The sequence below is a fragment of the Bradyrhizobium sp. LA2.1 genome, assembly GCF_040547725.1.
Taxonomy (GTDB): domain Bacteria; phylum Pseudomonadota; class Alphaproteobacteria; order Rhizobiales; family Xanthobacteraceae; genus Bradyrhizobium; species Bradyrhizobium barranii.
Genome location: NZ_JBEPQI010000021.1, coordinates 113,139 through 129,785, shown reverse-complemented (window position 1 = coordinate 129,785; position 16,647 = coordinate 113,139). Strand labels below are relative to the sequence as shown.

Below are 16,647 nucleotides of genomic sequence, written 5' to 3'. Positions count from 1 at the left end.
TAGGGCATTTCGCTGTCGCTTGCGCCCGCCCAACGCGCTAGATTTGCAGGGAAAATGAGTTCGGGCGCCCTCGCGCCCAGGGAGAAGCGCGCTCGCCATGCTGCACGACTGGGGCGTGATCGCTGCCGCCTTCGGCTATATCGGCTTTCTGTTCCTGGTGGCGAGCCATGGCGACCGCCGCTCGCCGGCCGGGCGCGGCCGCGCGTCCGGGCTGATCTATCCGCTGTCGCTCGCGATCTATTGCACCTCCTGGACCTTCTTCGGCTCGGTCGGCTTCGCCACCCGCGCCTCGACCGACTTCCTCGCCATCTATGTCGGCCCGATCCTGATGATCGGACTCGGCGCCGGCGTCCTGCGCCGCGTGATCCAGCTCGCGAAAGCGCACAACATCACTTCGATCGCCGACTTCATCGGCGCGCGCTACGGCAAGAGCCAGGCGGTGGCGGCAACGGTGGCGCTGATCGCGATCATCGGCTCGGTGCCCTACATCGCGCTTCAGCTCAAGGCGGTCGCCTCCTCGCTCGAAACGATCCTGAGCGAGGACCAGGCGTTCTCCCACATCCCGATCCTCGGCGACATGGCGCTGATGGTGACGCTGGCGATGGCCGCTTTCGCCGTGCTGTTCGGCACGCGGCAGACCGACGCCACCGAGCACCAGCACGGCCTGATGCTGGCGGTCGCAACCGAATCCATCATCAAGCTGATCGCCTTCCTCGCCGCCGGCATCTTCGTCACCTTCTGGATGTTCTCGCCACACGAATTGATCGAGCGCGCGATGAGGACGCCGGAGGCGGTGCGCGCCATCAACTATTCGCCGTCGATCGGCAACTTCCTCACCATGACGCTGCTGTCGCTCTGCGCGATCATGCTGCTGCCCCGCCAGTTCCACGTCAGCGTGGTCGAAAACTCCTCGGATGCCGAGGTCAGCCGCGCGCGCTGGCTGTTCCCGTTCTATCTCGTCGCCATCAATTTGTTCGTGATCCCGATCGCGCTCGCCGGCCTCGTCACCTTTCCGTTCGGCGCGGTCGAACCGGACATGTATGTGCTGGCGCTGCCGATGGAGGGCGGCGCGGGACTTCTCAGCGTCGCCGTCTTCGTCGGGGGGCTGTCGGCGGCGACCGCGATGGTGATCGTCGAATGCGTCGCGCTCTCCATCATGGTCTCGAACGACCTCGTGGTGCCATTGGTGCTGCAGCGGCGGCCGGAGGGGCGCACCGGCGGCGCCGATTTCAGCGACTTCCTGCTGCGCTCGCGGCGGCTTGCGATCTTCGCCATCATGGTGATGGCCTATTTCTACTACCGCGCGCTCGGCAACACCCAGCTTGCGGCGATCGGCCTGCTCTCCTTTGCCGCCATCGCCCAGCTCGCGCCAAGCTTCTTCGGCGGGCTGCTGTGGCGGCGCGCCACCGCGCGCGGCGCCATCGGCGGCATGCTGGTCGGCTTCGCGGTGTGGCTCTACACGCTGTTCATCCCGAGCTTCATGGATTCCTCGACGGCGGGCATCCTGCTGCTCCAGCACGGCCCGTTCGGGATCGAGGCGCTGCGGCCGCAAGCGCTGTTTGGCGCCGACCTGCCGCCGCTGATGCACGGCGTGATCTGGTCGCTGTCGCTCAACATCCTGACCTATGTGCTGCTGTCGCTGGCGCGGCGGCCGTCCTCGATCGAGCTGGTGCAAGCCGATCTGTTCGTGCCCAACACGCTCGCGCCGATCTCCCCGAACTTCCGCCGCTGGCGCACCACCGTCACGGTGCAGGACATCCAGACCACGGTCGCGCAATATCTCGGGCCCGACCGCGCCCGGCATTCGTTCGAGGCATTTTCGGTGCGGCGCAATGTACGCCTGGAATCCGGGGCGCCCGCCGATTTCGAGCTGCTGCAGCACGCCGAGCACCTGATCGCCTCTTCGATCGGCGCGGCCTCGTCGCGGCTCGTGATGTCGCTGCTGCTGCGCAAGCGGACGGTCTCGGCGAAAGCGGCGCTGAAACTGCTCGACGATTCCCACGCGGCGCTGCATTTCAATCGCGAGATCCTCCAGACCGCGCTCAACCATGTCCGCCAGGGCATCGCCGTGTTCGACGCCGACCTGCAGCTGATCTGCTCCAACCGGCAGTTCGGCGATCTCCTGAACGTGCCGCCGCATTTCATCCAGTTCGGCACGCCATTGCGTGAAATCCTGGAATTCATGGGCGTGAGCGAGCCGGACAATCCGGTCGAGCGCGAAGCCATGCTGGAGCGGCGGCTCGCGGCTTACACCACCGACAGCGAGCCTTATCTCGAGCGCCTGCCCGACCGCCACATGGTGATCGAGATCTTGACCAACCGCATGCCCGGCGGCGGCTTCGTCATCACCTTCACCGATGTCACCCCCACGTTCGAGGCCGCCGAAGCGCTGGAGCGCGCCAATGCGACGCTGGAAAAGCGGGTGCGCGACCGCACCGAGGAGCTGACCCGGCTGAATTCGGAGCTGGCGCTGGCCAAGAGCGCGGCCGAGGACGCCAGCATCTCCAAGACGCGCTTCCTGGCAGCAGCCAGCCACGACATCCTTCAGCCGCTGAACGCGGCGCGGCTCTACGTCACCAGCCTGGTCGAGCGCCAGCACAGCGGCGAGGAGACGCGGCTGGTCGAGAACATCGACGAATCGCTCCAGGCGATCGAGGAGATCCTCGGTGCACTGCTCGACATATCGCGGCTGGATGCCGGCGCGATGACGACCTCGATCTCGAGCTTCAAGATGGCCGATTTGATGCGCTCGCTGGAGATCGAGTTTGCACCGATCGCACGCGCCAAGAACCTCGAGCTCGCCTTCGTGCCCTGCTCGCTGCCGGTCGAGTCCGATCGGCTCTTGCTGCGGCGCCTGCTCCAGAACCTGATCTCCAACGCGATCAAATACACCCCGCGCGGACGCGTGCTGGTCGGCTGCCGCCGCCAGGGGCCTTCGCTGAAAATCTGCGTCTACGACACCGGCGTCGGCATCCCGCCGGTCAAGCGCGGCGAGATCTTCAAGGAGTTCCACCGCCTCGAACAGGGCGCGCGGATCGCCCGCGGCCTTGGACTCGGCCTCTCGATCGTCGAGCGTCTTGCACGCGTGCTCAAGCACGGCATCGCCATCGACGGCAACAAGAGCGGCGGCTCGGTCTTCTCCGTGACAGTGCCGACAGCCAAGGCGATCACCCACACCGCGGCCGTGACCAGCGCGACGCCGCTGGCGCGTAGGCCGATCTCGGGCGCCCTCATCGTCTGCATCGAGAACGACGCGGCGATCCTCGACGGCATGCGCACGCTGCTGAAGGCCTGGGACGCCGAGGTCATCGCGGTCGCCGATCCCGAGGGCGCGATCGCCGCGATCGAAGGCGCGGGACGCCGCGTCACCGGCCTGCTGGTCGATTATCACCTCGACCGCGGCAATGGCATTGCCGCCATCCGCGACATCCGCCGCCGCTTCGGCGACGGCATCCCTGCGATCCTGATCACCGCCGACCGTAGCCCCGCAGTGCAGGTCGCCGCGCGCGAGGAAAATGTCGCGGTGCTCAACAAGCCGGTGAAGCCGGCCTCGCTCCGCGCCCTGCTGGGACAGTGGCGCACGCAGCAGATGGTCGCGGCGGAGTGAGACGCGGTCAGTAGTCAGTCGAGACGCTGAGCGCGCGCCACTTCTCCAGCTCGTCGAGGCGTTGCCGGTCCGTCGCCGCGATGGCGTTCACGGCGTCGCTGCCGAGCGCGATCCGTAGCGGCGGGCTGTCCATGTCGACGAGCTCCAGCACGACGGCGGCCGCCTTCGCCGGATCGCCCGGCTGGCGGCCATCGTAATCGCGCTGCATCCTGACCGCCGCTCCAACGACGGCATCGTACTCCGCCCGCCCTTCGCCGGTCGCATGCGCTGACTGCGCAAAGCCCGTACGGAAGCCGCCGGGTTCGACGATCGTCACGTGCACGCCGATCAACGCCATCTCGCGTGCCAGCGATTCCGAAAAGCCCTCGATGCCCCATTTCGCGGCCGAATAGGCCGCGCGTGCAGGGGCTCCGATCCGTCCGCCGACGGACGAGAACTGCACGATATGCCCGCGGCGCTGCCGGCGCAGCACGGGGATCGCCGCCTTGGTGACGATGATGGTGCCGAGCAGATTGACCTCGATCTGCTGACGGAACGAGGCCAGGCTCGTATCCTCGACCGATCCGAGATCGCCATAGCCGGCATTGTTCACGACCACATCGACGCCGCCGAACGCCTCCACGGCGAGGCCGATGGCCACTTGCGCGGCCGCCTCGTCAGTCACGTCGAGCGTTGCGAGCCGCAGTCTTTCCCCAAAGCGTTCCCGCAGCGATTCGAGCGGACCGAGATTCCGGGCAGTGGCAACCACCCGGTGGCCCGCCGCAAGCGCGGCTTCCGTGATGGCGCGTCCGAGCCCGCGCGAGCTGCCGCTGATGAACCAGATCTTTGACACGGTGGGCTCCTGACCGCTCAAGGCGCAAGCCGGGTGAAGACGTAGTCGTGGCTCTTGGCGCGGGCGTCGTGACAGGCGAAGCAGGTGCGGTGCTGGGCCTCGTCGACCGGCTTGCCATTGATGAAGCGCCCGAAGCCCCAGCCGCCGGTGGACGCATATTTCCTGGAATCCTTGACCATCACCTGAACCGTGGTGGCCGCGCCGGGGATCGTTGCGGATGCGAATTCCGGCGACTGTTTCCGTTTCCAGGCGCGCTTGACCAGAATGGTGCCATCGGGGAACGGAAGTTTTCCGGCCTGATAAGCGTCGATCGCGGTTTGGTTGCCGACGACGGCGCGAAGCTCATCGAGCGGCGCCGCCTCTTCGGCGGGCGCGATCAGCTCCCACTGCTTGTAACCCGCAGGAATCGTGACGCCGAAGATCGGCGAGGCGTCTGCCGTGTTGCCTTGTGCCGGTCCCTCGGCAAGAGCAATCGAGACCAAATAGGGCACGCAAGTCAGGAGAACGACGAGAAGGAGCGCGGCAAGCGTGATAGCCGTCGCATAAGAGCGCGTCTTCTTTTCAGGTTCGATGGACGTCATGACGTTCCTTCATGCTGGGATCGCGGCATAGCCTCGGTCCAGCCGCGCTGGACCGAGGCATCGAATGAACGCTCAGGCGCCGTCGGCGTCGATGACGGCCTTGGCGAAGGCTTGCGGCGCTTCCTGCGGCAGATTGTGGCCGATGCCGCCGGTGATAAGGCGGAAGTCGTACCGGCCCGAGAACCTCTTGGCATAGGCGCTGGGGTCGGGATGCGGCGCACCGTTGGCGTCGCCTTCCATCGTGATCGTCGGGACGCTGATCACCGGAGCTACGGCGAGCTTCTTTTCGAGCTCCTCGTATTTCGCTTCGCCCTGGGCGAGCCCGAGCCGCCAGCGGTAATTGTGGATCGTGATGGCGACATGATCCCTGTTATCTAGCGCCGCCGCGCTCCGGTTAAAGGTCGCGTCGTCGAATTTCCATTGCGGCGAGGCGAGCTTCCAGATCAGTTTTGCGAAATCATGCGTGTACTTCTCGTATCCGGCGCGGCCGCGCTCGGTCGCGAAATAGAACTGATACCACCATTGCAGCTCGGCCGACGGCGGCAGCGGCGCGTTGCCCGCGGCCTGGCTGGAGATCAGATAGCCGCTGACCGACACCAGCGCGCGGCAGCGATCCGGCCACAACGCAGCGATGATATCGGCGGTGCGCGCCCCCCAGTCGAAGCCGGCGATGACAGCCTTCTTGATGTCGAGCTTGTCCATCAGCGCGATGATGTCGACGGCCATGGCGGCGGGCTCGCCGTTGCGCGGCGTCTCGCTGGAGAGGAAATGCGTCGAGCCGTAGCCGCGCAGATAGGGGATGATGACGCGATAGCCGGCCTTTGCCAGGATCGGCGCGACATCGACGAAGGCGTGAATGTCGTAAGGCCAGCCGTGCAGCAGGATCGCCACGGGACCGTTCGAGGGACCTGCCTCCGCATAGCCGACATTGAGGACGCCGGCGTCGATCTGCTTGATCGGACCGAACGACGCATTCGATGCGGACGACTTCGGCACGTCCGTTTCGGCACGGGCGAGGTCGATCACGCCGAGACCGACGGCGACGGTTCCCGCGGCGACGCCGAAGAATTTGCGGCGGTGCTGGTCGATGATCTGTTTCATGGTGGTGCTACCTTGTTGATGGTTGGTGATGTCCGTCAGATCAGCGCGACCGTGACGTCGATATTGCCGCGGACGGCCTTGGAATAGGGGCAGGTCTGGTGCGCCTCTTCGACGATGCCGCGCGCGATCTCGCGATCGAGACCCGGCAGGCTGACGTTGAGGCGCGCGCTGAGCGAATAGGCACCCTCGTCGAGCACGAGATCGATCTCCGCATCGATCGCGCATTTCCGGGGAAGCTCGATCTTGCGCTTGCGGGCCGCGATCTCCATCGCGCCTTCGAAGCAGGCCGACCAGCCGGCCGCGAACAATTGCTCGGGATTGGTGCCGATGCCGGTGCCGCCCGGCGGCGACAATTTGACATCGAGGCGGCCGTCGGAGCTGCGCGATATGCCGTCGTGCCGTCCGCCGCCGGTATGGGTCCTGGCCGTGTAGAGCAGTTTTGCCGCTTGCGTCATGAAGGTCTCCTTGCCGTCGCGCAACTGACTAGCAGCGGCGTCCGCAGGACACCCGTTTGGACTTGTGAGAAGTTGTGAGGCCCCGGCGCGCAGCCCCGCCACGAGGCCTGCATCAGCGGTCTGATGCCGATGCAGGTGCGGCCTTGCCGGATTGCGATCATCTGGCTATCCGGTCCGTTTGAAAGGACCAAGATTTCGCCATGACCGAGCCGGCCGGCACCGCAACGGGAACCCTATCGTTCGGGCCATTCACCGTGACATCGCATGAAAGGCTCGTGATGCGCGACGGCGTCGCGCTGCCGCTCGGCGCGAAGGCCTTCGACACGCTGATCGCGCTGATGTCGCGGCCGAACGAGGTCGTCAGCAAATGGGACCTGATGGCGCTGGTGTGGCCCGGCCTGACCGTCGAAGAAGCCAATCTGCGCTTTCACGTCGCAGCCCTGCGCAAGGCGCTCGGCGACGGCAAGGACGGCGCCCGCTACATCACCACGCTCTCCGGCCGCGGCTATTGCTTCGTGGCGCCGATCTCGAAGGCGGAAATCGCGGCAGAGCGGCGTCCCGCCCAACGGACGGAATTACCGCCCGTCAAGCTGCCGAACCGGCTGCAACGGATGGTCGGGCGCGACGATGCGGTCGCCGCCGTCTCCGACAAGCTCATCGGCTCGCGCTTCGTCACGATTGTCGGCCCGGGCGGCGTCGGCAAGACCGCCGTTGCGGTGGCGATCGCGCACGACCTGCTCGAGACTTTCTCCGACGCCGCGCATTTCGTCGACCTCGCCGCGCTCAGCGATCCCGATCTCGTGATCACCTCGATCCTGCTGATGCTGGGCTTGCCGGCGCAGACCGATGATCCCCTGCCGGCACTGCTCGCGCATCTCGGGGACAAGCGGATGCTGCTGATCCTCGACAATTGCGAGCACGTCGTCGCCGCCGCGGCGCCGCTGGCAGCCGAAATCTTTCACGCCGCACCGCATGTCCATATCCTCGCCACGAGCCGCGAGGCCCTGCGCGTCGAGGGCGAGCAGGTCTACCGATTGGCGCCGCTCGCCGTTCCGCCTGACAATCCCGGGCTGACCGCGGCTGCCGCGCAGACCTATCCTGCGCTTCAGCTCTTCCTCGAACGTGCCATGGCCGGCGGCGCGCAGATCGCGCTCGACGATGCCAATGCCGCGATCGCCGCCGGGATCTGCCGCAAGCTCGACGGCATGGCGCTGGCGATCGAGCTCGCCGCTGGCCGGGTCGAGGCCTACGGCCTGGAGCAGACGGCCGCACTGCTCGACGAACGCCTCAATCTGCTCTGGCAGGGCCAGCGCACCGCGCCGCCGCGGCAGAAGACGTTGCAAGCGACGCTGGACTGGAGCTACGGGCTCCTGTCCGACACCGAGCGCCTCGTGCTGCGCCGGCTTGCCGTCTTCGCCGGTCACTTCACCATCGACGCCGCGCTCGAAATCGTGCCGGACGAGCGCGTCGACCGCTCGCGCCTGTTCGACGCCATCGACAGCCTGGTCGCCAAGTCGATGGTCGCGCCGCGACCGGTCGGTGCCATGATGCGCTACCGTCTGCTCGACACGACGCGCGCCTATCTGCTCGAGATCGAGCCGAACGAGACCGCGCTTGCCGCCCGCCACGCAACCTACTACCGGCGATGGCTGGAGCAGGCCGGCACGACATGGGCGACGGTGCCGAGCGCCGATGAACGCGCGATCCATTTCTCCGCGCTTCACAACGTGCGCGCCGCGCTGGACTGGTGTTTTAGCGCGAACGGCGACGCGAGCATCGGCATTGCGCTCGCCGCCGCGGCGGCTCCGATCTTTCTCGCGATGTCGCTGCTGATCGAATGCCGACGCTGGTCGGAACGGGCGCTGCTTGCGATCGATCCGCCCTCGCGCGGCAGCGCCGAGGAAATGCACATCCAGGCCGCCCTCGGATTGACCTTGATGTTCACGCGTGGCGGCAGCGAAGCTGCGCGTGCCGCCCTGAGCCGGAGCCTGGCGATCGCCGAGGCGCGCGGCGACGCGCCGAACCAGCTCCAGCTGCTCGGCCGCATGCACATCTTCCACGAGCGGATGGGACAGTTCGACGCCGCGCTCGGTTATGCGCAGCAGAGCCTCACGGTCGCCGAGACGCTCGGCGATGCCGCTGCCATCGCCCTCGCCCATTCGCTGCTGGGTGTCTCCTTGCATCTGGCCGGCGAGCATCGCGACGCCCTGAGCATGCTGGAGGCCGCCTGGCACGGGCCGGGCACGGAGCGGATCAGCACGGTCCACGGCTTCGATCACCGCAACCGGGCCGGCATCTCGCTCGCGCGCGAGCTTTGGTTGCAGGGCCGGCCGGCGGCTGCGCGGCAACTGGCGCGGCAGACGGTCACCGAGGCCGCGCAGATGGACCATCCGATCACGCTCTGCATCGCGCTGATCTGGGCGGTCTCGATCGATCTCTGGAGCGGGGATCTCGACGGCGCGGAAGAGAACCTCGACCGCTTCATCGCACACGCCGAAACACGCTCGATGGGCCCTTATCTCGCGGTCGGCCGCGGCGTCAAAGGCGAGCTGGCGATCCGGCGGGGCGACGCCGCTGGCGGCGTCGAGACGATACGGGCCTGTCTGCGCGAGCTCCACGACGCCGGCTACGAGCTGCTCACCACGACTTTCAACATCGCACTCGTGCATGGCTTGCTGGCGCTCGGGCAGATCGAGCGGAGCGCGCGCTTGATCGACGACGCGATCGGCCTCGTCGAGCAAGGCGGCGATCATCTCTACATGCCCGAGCTGCTGCGCATGAAGGGCAAGGTGTTGCTGTCACTGCCGCAGCCGAACCGTGGAGATGCCGAAAGCCACCTAATGCAGTCGTTGGAGCTGGGCCGTCGCAACGGCGCAAAAGCCTGGGAGCTGCGGGCTGCGATCGATCTCGCCGAGTTCCTTGCTGAACGTGGCCGGTGTGAGGAAGCGAAGCGGTTGCTGCAGTCGGCGCTCGAGGGCTTTGCCGAGGGCTCCGAGACTGCGGATATCAAGGCCGCCGAGAGGCTCCTGGGGTGACCCAGGTCGGCAGTGCGCACCGGAACGACGGGCTTATCCCGTCGGGGTGCCCTGCTTCCACTGGCCGCCGGCGATCTTCGCCGCGGCAATCACCGCCTGCGTGCGGCTCTCGACGCCGAGCTTTTGCAGGATCGCCGAGACATGCGCCTTGATGGTGGCTTCGGAGACGCCGAGCTCATAGGCGATCTGCTTGTTGAGCAGCCCTTCCGACAACATCATCAAGACCCGGACCTGCTGCGGCGTCAGCGTCACCAGGCGGTCGCGCAGGCGCGTCATGTCGGGATCGGCGGCGGCCGATAGATCGGTGTCGGTGGGAACCCAGACGTCCCCCTCCATCACCTTGAGGATCGCGTCGCGCAAGGTCTCGACGCCGAATCGCTTCGGGATGAAGCCGGAGGCGCCGAAATCGAGCGAGCGGCGTATCGTGGCGCTGTCGTCGGAGGCCGAGACGATCACCACCGGGATGGCCGGGTACTGCGCGCGCAGATAGATCAGCCCGGAAAAGCCGGAGATCCCGGGCATCGAGAGGTCGAGCAGGACCAGATCGACGTCGGATGTCTGTTCCAGCAGCTTGGTGAGATCCTCGAACGATCCGGCCTCGTCGATCCTGGCCGAGGTCAGGACGCCCGCCACCGCTTGCCGCAACGCGTCGCGGAACAGGGGATGGTCATCGGCAATGACGAGATGGGTCGAAGGAGCGCTCATCGTTCTCTTGCTGGCATTCACACCGGGCCAGTAGGCCGGCCCGGGGCCTTGGTCAATTCTTTCCCGACCGGCCGTGGCATGCAAGTGGGCATTATCCCTTTGCGGGAACGGGGTTAACCCATGGTCGAGCGCGATCGTGCCGGATTGAAAGGTCCGCGGCGTCAGGTGCGCGTCAGTGCGCAAGGCCGAAAGTCGTATTGGGGCGGGTTTCACGCCGATGTTACCTTGGAGCCAAGACCTGGGTTGATCCGGTATGACCGGATATCCGGGGCGCGAGGAAACGCATTTCGGGGAGCGACTCAACATGTCGACAATGGCTGTGTCTCAAGCGGGCGCGGGAGGAATGACGAAGGACGAACGGTTCGTCATTCTCGCCTCCTCGCTCGGTACCGTCTTCGAGTGGTACGATTTCTACCTCTACGGTTCGCTGGCCGGCATCATCGGCGCGCAGTTCTTTTCGGCCTATCCGCCGGCAACCCGCGACATCTTCGCGCTGCTGGCCTTCGCCGCGGGCTTCCTCGTCCGTCCGTTCGGCGCCATCGTGTTCGGGCGCGTCGGCGACATCGTCGGCCGCAAATACACCTTCCTCGTCACCATCCTGATCATGGGTCTGTCGACCTTCATCGTCGGCCTGCTGCCCAATGCGGCGACCATCGGCATCGCGGCCCCGATCATCCTGATCGCGCTGCGCCTCGCCCAGGGCCTGGCGCTCGGCGGTGAATATGGCGGTGCGGCGACCTATGTCGCGGAGCACGCGCCGAACGGCAAGCGCGGCTATTACACCTCGTTCATTCAGACGACCGCCACGCTCGGCCTGTTCCTGTCGCTGCTGGTGATCCTGTTCACCCGTTCCGCGATCGGCGAAGCCGATTTCGCGGCCTGGGGCTGGCGCATCCCGTTCCTGGTCTCGGTGCTGCTGCTCGGCATCTCGGTCTGGATCCGGCTCCGCCTCAGCGAATCCCCGATCTTCCAGAAGATGAAGGACGAGGGGAAGAGCTCGAAGGCGCCGCTGACGGAAGCCTTCGGCAACTGGCAGAACGGCAAGCTCGTTCTGCTCGCGCTGCTCGGCGGCGTGATGGGCCAGGGCGTGGTCTGGTACACCGGCCAGTTCTACGCGCTGTTCTTCCTGCAATCGATCCTGAAGGTCGACGGCTATACCGCCAACCTGCTGATCGCCTGGTCGCTGCTGCTCGGCACCGGCTTCTTCATCGTGTTCGGCGTGCTCTCCGACAAGATCGGCCGCAAGCCGATTATCCTCGGCGGCTGTCTGATCGCGGCGCTGACCTTCTTCCCGATCTTCAAGATGATCACCACCAACGCCAACCCGGCGCTGGAAAAGGCGATCGAGTCGGTCAAGGTCGACGTGGTGGCGGATCCCGCGGGTTGCGGCGACCTGTTCAACCCGGTCGGCACCCGCGTCTTCAGCGCGCCCTGCGACACCGCACGCGCCTACCTGTCGGGCGCGTCGGTCAAGTACTCGACCTCTTCCGGCCCGGCCGGCTCCGGCGTGAAGGTGGTGGTCAACGGCAAGGACATCGCCTACGCCAACGCCAAGGACGGCAATCCCGCGCTGCTCGCCGCAGTGCAGGCAGCCGGCTATCCGAAGCCGGGCGATGCGGGCATCGTGAAGATGTCGCATCCGTTCGACATCTTCCGTCCGCAGGTGGCCGCGACCGTCGGGCTGCTGTTCATCCTGGTGATCTTCGTCACCATGGTGTACGGCCCGATCGCCGCGATGCTGGTCGAGCTGTTCCCGACCCGCATCCGCTACACCTCGATGTCGCTGCCCTACCACATCGGTAACGGCTGGTTCGGCGGCCTGCTGCCCGCGACCGCGTTCGCGATCGTGGCCTCGACCGGCGATATCTATGCCGGTCTCTGGTATCCGGTCATCTTCGCATCGATTACCGTCGTGATCGGCTTCTTCTTCCTGCCCGAGACCAAGGACGTCGACATCAAGGCGACCTGATCGACAGCAGCGATCGACAATACGAACCGGCCGCGGTCTCCGCGGCCGGTTTTGTTTTGGGATCAGTGATTGCTGCCGATGAATTGCAGCACCACCTCGCGCCGGTGCGGGCGCCTGCGGTGCTCGATCAGGTAGATCGCCTGCCACGTACCGAGCGCGAGCTTGCCGTTCAGGATCGGGACCTGAAGCGAGGCCCCGGTTAGCATCGTCTTGATATGCGCCGGCATGTCGTCCGGTCCCTCGGTGTCGTGCGTCCAGCCGCCGTTTTCGGGCGCGAGCCTGGACAGCGACGTGGTGAGATCGACGAGCACGGACGGATCGGCGTTCTCCTGGATCGTCAGCGAAGCCGAGGTGTGCCGGATGAACAGCGTCAGCGCGCCATCGCGCGCCTGAACCTCATTGATGAACTTCGCGGCTTCGCTGGTGAGATCCGTGAAGCCGCGGCCGGGCGTCTGCACGGTCAGCAGTGACGATGCGACGGTGGTGGCTTGCACCGACGATGGCGCCGAGCGCGTGACGGATTTGCCTGATGTCATGAAAGATCTCTCAACTCGGAATGCCGCCGTAGGTTGGGCAAAGGCGCGTAGCGACGTGCCCACGTCTTCTAACGTCACGGTGGAAACATGGTGGGCACGGCGTAAGAACGCCTTTGCTCACCCTACGGCAGCTCAACGCATGGATAGCGCGAAGAGGTCCTCAAATCCTCCCCGAGACGTCCTTCTGCACGCGGTTGGCCATGTCGATCAGCCGGCGCCAGGCCTTTTCCAGGAACGACATCACCCGATCGACATCCTGGTCGCTGGGCAGCGGAATCTCGATCTTGCGGTCCCCCTCGGCGACCTTCGGGTCCTTCTTGAGCGGATCGGATTTCGGCAGCGCCTCGTCGATCTTGCCGGACACGGTCGGCCCCGCCGCGATCTGCCCCTTCAGCTTCTCGACTTCGGCCTGGAGCCGGCCGATCTCGGCGTCGAGCGCGGTGCGTTCGTCGGGCACCGCGTAACAGGCCCAGCCGGCGCCATTCCTGCTGCAGGTCGATACCGTGCCGGTGCGGGTGTCGAGCCGCAGCACGCCTTCGGGGATGGGCGTCATGCTGTAGCGGCCGTTTTCGCTGTCGGGCGCGGACTGTGCGGTAACCAGGCCGCCGCCGATGGTCATCACCGCGGCGAATACCGCCGCTGCAAGCCATGATGCTGTGGATGAATTTGCTGGTCTCATCGCGCTCTCCGCCATGGCGCTTCTGTGGCTCTCTTCAATTCTACACCCCGGCGAGGCGATCTGCCGCCCAAAACGCGCCACCGATATCAACGATCGCGGCAATCCCTTTGATCCCGCCGGCAGGACGAAATGGTGGTCGCATTCGCCGATCATGAAGAGAGCTGCTGCGGTGCGGCGTCACGCTGTGTGCAGCGTTGCCGTGCGTGCCAATATCATCAAGTAAATCAGATACATAATAGAACGCGACGCAATCGTGACTTGGCTTGACTTGATTATGGGCCATCAGTATGGTCCGCGCGGCTTTTGAGGGTGGCGGGCGTAATTTCCATTCAGCCGCGGCGTTTCGGGTCTTCGTTGCATGACACAGGGCACGGGACACGGCGAGAATGGGGATCGCGATAGATCGTCCGAGGAAGCTGCGCTTTCCGAACGGCTCGGAAATCTTGATCAGCGGTTGTCCGAATTCCGGGACCGACGAATCAAGACCGAGCAACCCGCAGGTGACGGTGAAGACAGAGCGGCCAGAGCTTCGGCGATGGCGCTTGGTTTCCGGTTATCCTCCGAGTTGGTCGCCGGGGTCGTTGTCGGAGCGGGGATTGGCTGGGGTTTCGACCGCTTGCTGTCGACGTCGCCTTTCGGATTTATCGTGTTCCTGCTGCTGGGCTTCGTGGCCGGCGTGGTGAATGTGGTGAGAACGGCAGGCGCGGGTCAAAACAGGCGCGGTGATTCTTAAGCGATCCGCACCAACAGAGGAATGATCGTGCCGGCCATGCCGGTACGGGCCGGCCCGGCCGGCAGACCGAGACCCGCCGGCATTGCCCGGCAGACCAAGAGATGCCGCGCTGATGAAAATCGACCCGATCCACCAGTTCAACATCGAGCCTCTCTTCACCCTGGGCCATATCGGCAATCACACGATCGCCTTCACCAATTCGTCGCTCTACATGCTGGTGGCGGTGGCGATCATCTCGTTCCTGATGCTTGCCAGTGGCACGCAGCTGGTTCCCGGGCGCCTCCAGTCGGTCGCCGAGATCTCCTACGAATTCGTCGCCTCGACCATCCGTTCGACGGCCGGCGCGGAAGGCATGAAGTTCTTCCCGCTGATCTTCTCGCTGTTCATGTTCATCTGCGTCTCGAACCTGGTCGGCATCATCCCCTATACCTTCACGATCTCGAGCCATCTGATCGTGACGGCCGCGCTCGCGCTTTTGGTCTTCTTCACCGTGTTGATCTACGGCGTTGCCAAGAACGGCCTGAAATTCTTCTCGATCTTCGTGCCTCACGGCGTCCCCGGCTACATCCTGCCGCTGGTGATGTTCATCGAGATCCTGTCGTTCTTCCTGCGGCCGGTCTCCCACAGCGTCCGTCTGTTCGCCAACATGCTGGCCGGCCACATCGCGCTCAAGGTTTTCGCGGGCTTCGTCGCCATGCTCGGCTTCTCGCTCGGCGCGCTCGGCTGGGTCGGCGGCGTGCTGCCGCTGGCGCTCACGGTCGCGCTGTACGCTCTCGAGATTCTGGTCGCGTTCCTGCAGGCCTATGTGTTTGCGATCCTGACCTGCATCTACCTGAACGACGCCATTCATCCGGGACACTGAGCGGTCCGGGGAATTTCCACCCACAACCCAATCTTTCTTCCAAGGAGTCTAAAATGGATCCGGCAGCAGCAAAACTTATCGGCGCGGGCATCGCATGCATCGGCATGGGCGGCGCGGGCGTCGGCGTGGGCGTGATCTTCGGCAACTACCTTGCCGCAGCCGTTCGCAATCCGTCGGCCGCTCAGGGCCAGTTCGGCAACCTGATCTTCGGCTTCGCCGTGACCGAAGCGCTTGGCATTTTCTCGCTGCTGATCGCGCTGCTGCTGCTGTTCGTTCCGCTCTGAGGACGATGTTTCGCGCCGCTTCGACCGAAGCGGCGCGCATGACGGCAACAGGAGTAATCCATGGCTGAGAGTCATGGCGGGGCGAAAAGTCCGGCGGCGGGCGCCCACACCGAGTCCGAAGGCGGTCACGGTGGCGGTTTTCCGCCTTTCGAGAGCGGCACCTATGCTTCACAGCTGGTGTCACTCGCGATCTTCTTCGTCGCGCTTTACGTGATCGTGTCCAAGCTCGCTCTGCCGCGCGTCGGCGGTGCGATCGAGGCACGTCAAAACAAGATCGAGGGTGACCTCGCCGAAGCGCAGAAGCTGAAGGACCAGTCCGACGCGGCGCTGAAGGCCTATGAGGGTGAGCTTGCTTCGGCACGTTCGCGCGCGCAGGCGATCGGCAACGAATCCCGCGACAAGGCGAATGCGCAGGCGGAAGCCGAGCGCAAGGCGCTTGAAGAGCAACTGGCGGTCAAGCTCGCCGAGGCGGAAAAGACCATCGCCTCGACCCGCACGACGGCCATGAGCAACGTCCGCGGCATCGCGGCCGATGCGGCAGGCCAGATCGTGCAGCAGCTCACCGGTATCGTTCCGGACGCAGCCTCGGTCAGCACTGCCGTTGACGCGTCCTTGAAGGGTTAGTCGATATGTTCTTCGATCCTGAAACCTGGGTCGCCATCGCCTTCGTGATCCTGATGGTCCTGTTCGGCTATCTCGGGGTCTTCAAGAAGGTGACGACTGCGCTCGACCATCGCGCCGACCGCATCAAGGCCGAGCTCGACGACGCGACGCGCCTCAAGCAGGAAGCGGCCAAGGTGCTCGCCGACTACAAGGCGCGCAGTGCCACGGCCGAGCGCGAGGCTGCCGACATCATCGCCAACGCCAAGTCCGAAGCCGAGCGCATCGCGACCGAGGCCAAGGCGAAGATGGAAGACTTCGTCGCCCGCCGCACCAAGACCGCGGAGAGCAAGATCGCGCTCGCCGAGGCCCAGGCGGTGGCCGATGTCCGCGCCGCAGCCGCGGAAGCCGCCGTCCAGGCCGCCTCCACGATCCTGTCGCAGTCGGTCAAGGGCCAGGTCGCCGACGACCTGCTCGCCAAGGGCATCAACGAGGTTCGGCAGAAGCTGAACTGAGGGGTTTTGCCTTCATCAATCAAAAAGCCGGCGCGCGAGCGCCGGCTTTTTTGTTGACGGTGTCTGTAGCAACACATCGGATGTCATCACCCGCGAAGGCGGGTGATCCAGTACGCGGCGGCATCTCGATTCTGGCCTTGCTGTCTCGGGATA

At 65.4% G+C, this 16,647-nt stretch carries 16 protein-coding genes; 9 read left to right on the top strand and 7 right to left on the bottom strand.

What is annotated here, in order from left to right:
- Positions 1 to 97 precede the first annotated feature (97 nt).
- The gene (locus tag ABIB95_RS33145) at positions 98 to 3,607 is read left to right on the top strand and encodes a PAS domain-containing hybrid sensor histidine kinase/response regulator (protein WP_247316305.1); all 3,510 of its coding nucleotides are present in this window, start codon (positions 98 to 100) and stop codon (positions 3,605 to 3,607) included.
- Positions 3,608 to 3,614: 7 nt separating this feature from the next.
- Here ABIB95_RS33145 and ABIB95_RS33140 read toward each other — a convergent pair whose 3' ends face one another.
- From ABIB95_RS33140 to ABIB95_RS33125, 4 genes are all read right to left on the bottom strand, one after another.
- Positions 3,615 to 4,439, bottom strand: a complete 825-nt coding sequence (locus tag ABIB95_RS33140) for an SDR family NAD(P)-dependent oxidoreductase (protein WP_354245704.1) — start codon at positions 4,437 to 4,439, stop codon at positions 3,615 to 3,617.
- Between the two features lie 17 nt (positions 4,440 to 4,456).
- Complete coding sequence (locus tag ABIB95_RS33135; protein WP_354245701.1) at positions 4,457 to 5,020, bottom strand: cytochrome P460 family protein; 564 nt, start codon at positions 5,018 to 5,020, stop codon at positions 4,457 to 4,459.
- A 72-nt stretch (positions 5,021 to 5,092) separates the two neighbouring features.
- The gene (locus tag ABIB95_RS33130) at positions 5,093 to 6,121 is read right to left on the bottom strand and encodes an alpha/beta fold hydrolase (protein ID WP_354245698.1); all 1,029 of its coding nucleotides are present in this window, start codon (positions 6,119 to 6,121) and stop codon (positions 5,093 to 5,095) included.
- Positions 6,122 to 6,156: 35 nt separating this feature from the next.
- Entirely contained in the window at positions 6,157 to 6,576 is a 420-nt protein-coding gene (locus ABIB95_RS33125) for an organic hydroperoxide resistance protein (RefSeq protein ID WP_354245695.1), read from the bottom strand.
- A 200-nt stretch (positions 6,577 to 6,776) separates the two neighbouring features.
- On the opposite strand from ABIB95_RS33125, the gene ABIB95_RS33120 reads away from it, so the two are divergent.
- Positions 6,777 to 9,611 (top strand): ATP-binding protein, encoded by a 2,835-nt coding sequence (locus ABIB95_RS33120; RefSeq protein WP_354245692.1) that lies wholly within the window; start codon positions 6,777 to 6,779, stop codon positions 9,609 to 9,611.
- 33 nt (positions 9,612 to 9,644) lie between these two features.
- Here ABIB95_RS33120 and ABIB95_RS33115 read toward each other — a convergent pair whose 3' ends face one another.
- Positions 9,645 to 10,316, bottom strand: coding sequence for a response regulator (locus tag ABIB95_RS33115; protein ID WP_071917775.1), 672 nt, complete (start codon positions 10,314 to 10,316; stop codon positions 9,645 to 9,647).
- Positions 10,317 to 10,659: 343 nt separating this feature from the next.
- Between ABIB95_RS33115 and ABIB95_RS33110 the strand changes: the two genes are divergently transcribed.
- Positions 10,660 to 12,285, top strand: a complete 1,626-nt coding sequence (locus tag ABIB95_RS33110) for an MFS transporter (protein WP_175627402.1) — start codon at positions 10,660 to 10,662, stop codon at positions 12,283 to 12,285.
- 62 nt (positions 12,286 to 12,347) lie between these two features.
- Here ABIB95_RS33110 and ABIB95_RS33105 read toward each other — a convergent pair whose 3' ends face one another.
- Both ABIB95_RS33105 and ABIB95_RS33100 read right to left on the bottom strand, forming a co-directional pair.
- On the bottom strand, positions 12,348 to 12,821 hold the full coding sequence (locus ABIB95_RS33105; protein WP_085402614.1) for a secondary thiamine-phosphate synthase enzyme YjbQ: 474 nt from the start codon (positions 12,819 to 12,821) through the stop codon (positions 12,348 to 12,350).
- A gap of 160 nt (positions 12,822 to 12,981) precedes the next feature.
- Entirely contained in the window at positions 12,982 to 13,500 is a 519-nt protein-coding gene (locus tag ABIB95_RS33100; protein WP_502917892.1) for a hypothetical protein, read from the bottom strand.
- Here ABIB95_RS33100 and ABIB95_RS33095 point away from each other — a divergent pair.
- The 6 genes from ABIB95_RS33095 (at position 13,433) to ABIB95_RS33070 (ending at position 16,494) form a co-directional block, all read left to right on the top strand.
- Positions 13,433 to 13,723, top strand: coding sequence for a hypothetical protein (locus ABIB95_RS33095; protein ID WP_354245685.1), 291 nt, complete (start codon positions 13,433 to 13,435; stop codon positions 13,721 to 13,723). The two genes, ABIB95_RS33100 and ABIB95_RS33095, sit on opposite strands and share 68 nt — an antisense overlap.
- A 135-nt stretch (positions 13,724 to 13,858) precedes the next feature.
- Positions 13,859 to 14,233, top strand: coding sequence for an AtpZ/AtpI family protein (locus tag ABIB95_RS33090; protein WP_063980777.1), 375 nt, complete (start codon positions 13,859 to 13,861; stop codon positions 14,231 to 14,233).
- 112 nt (positions 14,234 to 14,345) lie between these two features.
- The gene (locus ABIB95_RS33085) at positions 14,346 to 15,095 is read left to right on the top strand and encodes a F0F1 ATP synthase subunit A (RefSeq protein ID WP_071916889.1); all 750 of its coding nucleotides are present in this window, start codon (positions 14,346 to 14,348) and stop codon (positions 15,093 to 15,095) included.
- Positions 15,096 to 15,148: 53 nt separating this feature from the next.
- A complete protein-coding gene (locus ABIB95_RS33080) occupies positions 15,149 to 15,379 on the top strand; it encodes a F0F1 ATP synthase subunit C (RefSeq protein WP_007599451.1) in 231 nt (76 codons plus the stop codon).
- Positions 15,380 to 15,439: 60 nt separating this feature from the next.
- Complete coding sequence (locus tag ABIB95_RS33075) at positions 15,440 to 16,003, top strand: F0F1 ATP synthase subunit B family protein (protein ID WP_085402616.1); 564 nt, start codon at positions 15,440 to 15,442, stop codon at positions 16,001 to 16,003.
- Positions 16,004 to 16,008: 5 nt separating this feature from the next.
- A complete protein-coding gene (locus ABIB95_RS33070; RefSeq protein ID WP_085402617.1) occupies positions 16,009 to 16,494 on the top strand; it encodes a F0F1 ATP synthase subunit B family protein in 486 nt (161 codons plus the stop codon).
- Positions 16,495 to 16,647: the final 153 nt, after the last annotated feature.

Excerpts from the sequence above, each read along its gene's own strand:
- ABIB95_RS33115 (WP_071917775.1), bottom strand. The coding sequence starts at position 10,316 with ATGAGCGCTCCTTCGACCCATCTCGTCATTGCCGATGACCATCCCCTG.
- ABIB95_RS33125 (WP_354245695.1), bottom strand. The coding sequence starts at position 6,576 with ATGACGCAAGCGGCAAAACTGCTCTACACGGCCAGGACCCATACCGGC.
- ABIB95_RS33075 (WP_085402616.1), top strand. The coding sequence starts at position 15,440 with ATGGCTGAGAGTCATGGCGGGGCGAAAAGTCCGGCGGCGGGCGCCCAC.
- ABIB95_RS33080 (WP_007599451.1), top strand. The coding sequence starts at position 15,149 with ATGGATCCGGCAGCAGCAAAACTTATCGGCGCGGGCATCGCATGCATC.
- ABIB95_RS33090 (WP_063980777.1), top strand. The coding sequence starts at position 13,859 with ATGACACAGGGCACGGGACACGGCGAGAATGGGGATCGCGATAGATCG.
- ABIB95_RS33100 (WP_502917892.1), bottom strand. The coding sequence starts at position 13,500 with ATGAGACCAGCAAATTCATCCACAGCATCATGGCTTGCAGCGGCGGTA.
- ABIB95_RS33135 (WP_354245701.1), bottom strand. The coding sequence starts at position 5,020 with ATGACGTCCATCGAACCTGAAAAGAAGACGCGCTCTTATGCGACGGCT.
- ABIB95_RS33105 (WP_085402614.1), bottom strand. The coding sequence starts at position 12,821 with ATGACATCAGGCAAATCCGTCACGCGCTCGGCGCCATCGTCGGTGCAA.
- ABIB95_RS33085 (WP_071916889.1), top strand. The coding sequence starts at position 14,346 with ATGAAAATCGACCCGATCCACCAGTTCAACATCGAGCCTCTCTTCACC.
- ABIB95_RS33095 (WP_354245685.1), top strand. The coding sequence starts at position 13,433 with ATGGTCATCACCGCGGCGAATACCGCCGCTGCAAGCCATGATGCTGTG.
- ABIB95_RS33145 (WP_247316305.1), top strand. The coding sequence starts at position 98 with ATGCTGCACGACTGGGGCGTGATCGCTGCCGCCTTCGGCTATATCGGC.
- ABIB95_RS33070 (WP_085402617.1), top strand. The coding sequence starts at position 16,009 with ATGTTCTTCGATCCTGAAACCTGGGTCGCCATCGCCTTCGTGATCCTG.
- ABIB95_RS33130 (WP_354245698.1), bottom strand. The coding sequence starts at position 6,121 with ATGAAACAGATCATCGACCAGCACCGCCGCAAATTCTTCGGCGTCGCC.
- ABIB95_RS33110 (WP_175627402.1), top strand. The coding sequence starts at position 10,660 with ATGACGAAGGACGAACGGTTCGTCATTCTCGCCTCCTCGCTCGGTACC.
- ABIB95_RS33120 (WP_354245692.1), top strand. The coding sequence starts at position 6,777 with ATGACCGAGCCGGCCGGCACCGCAACGGGAACCCTATCGTTCGGGCCA.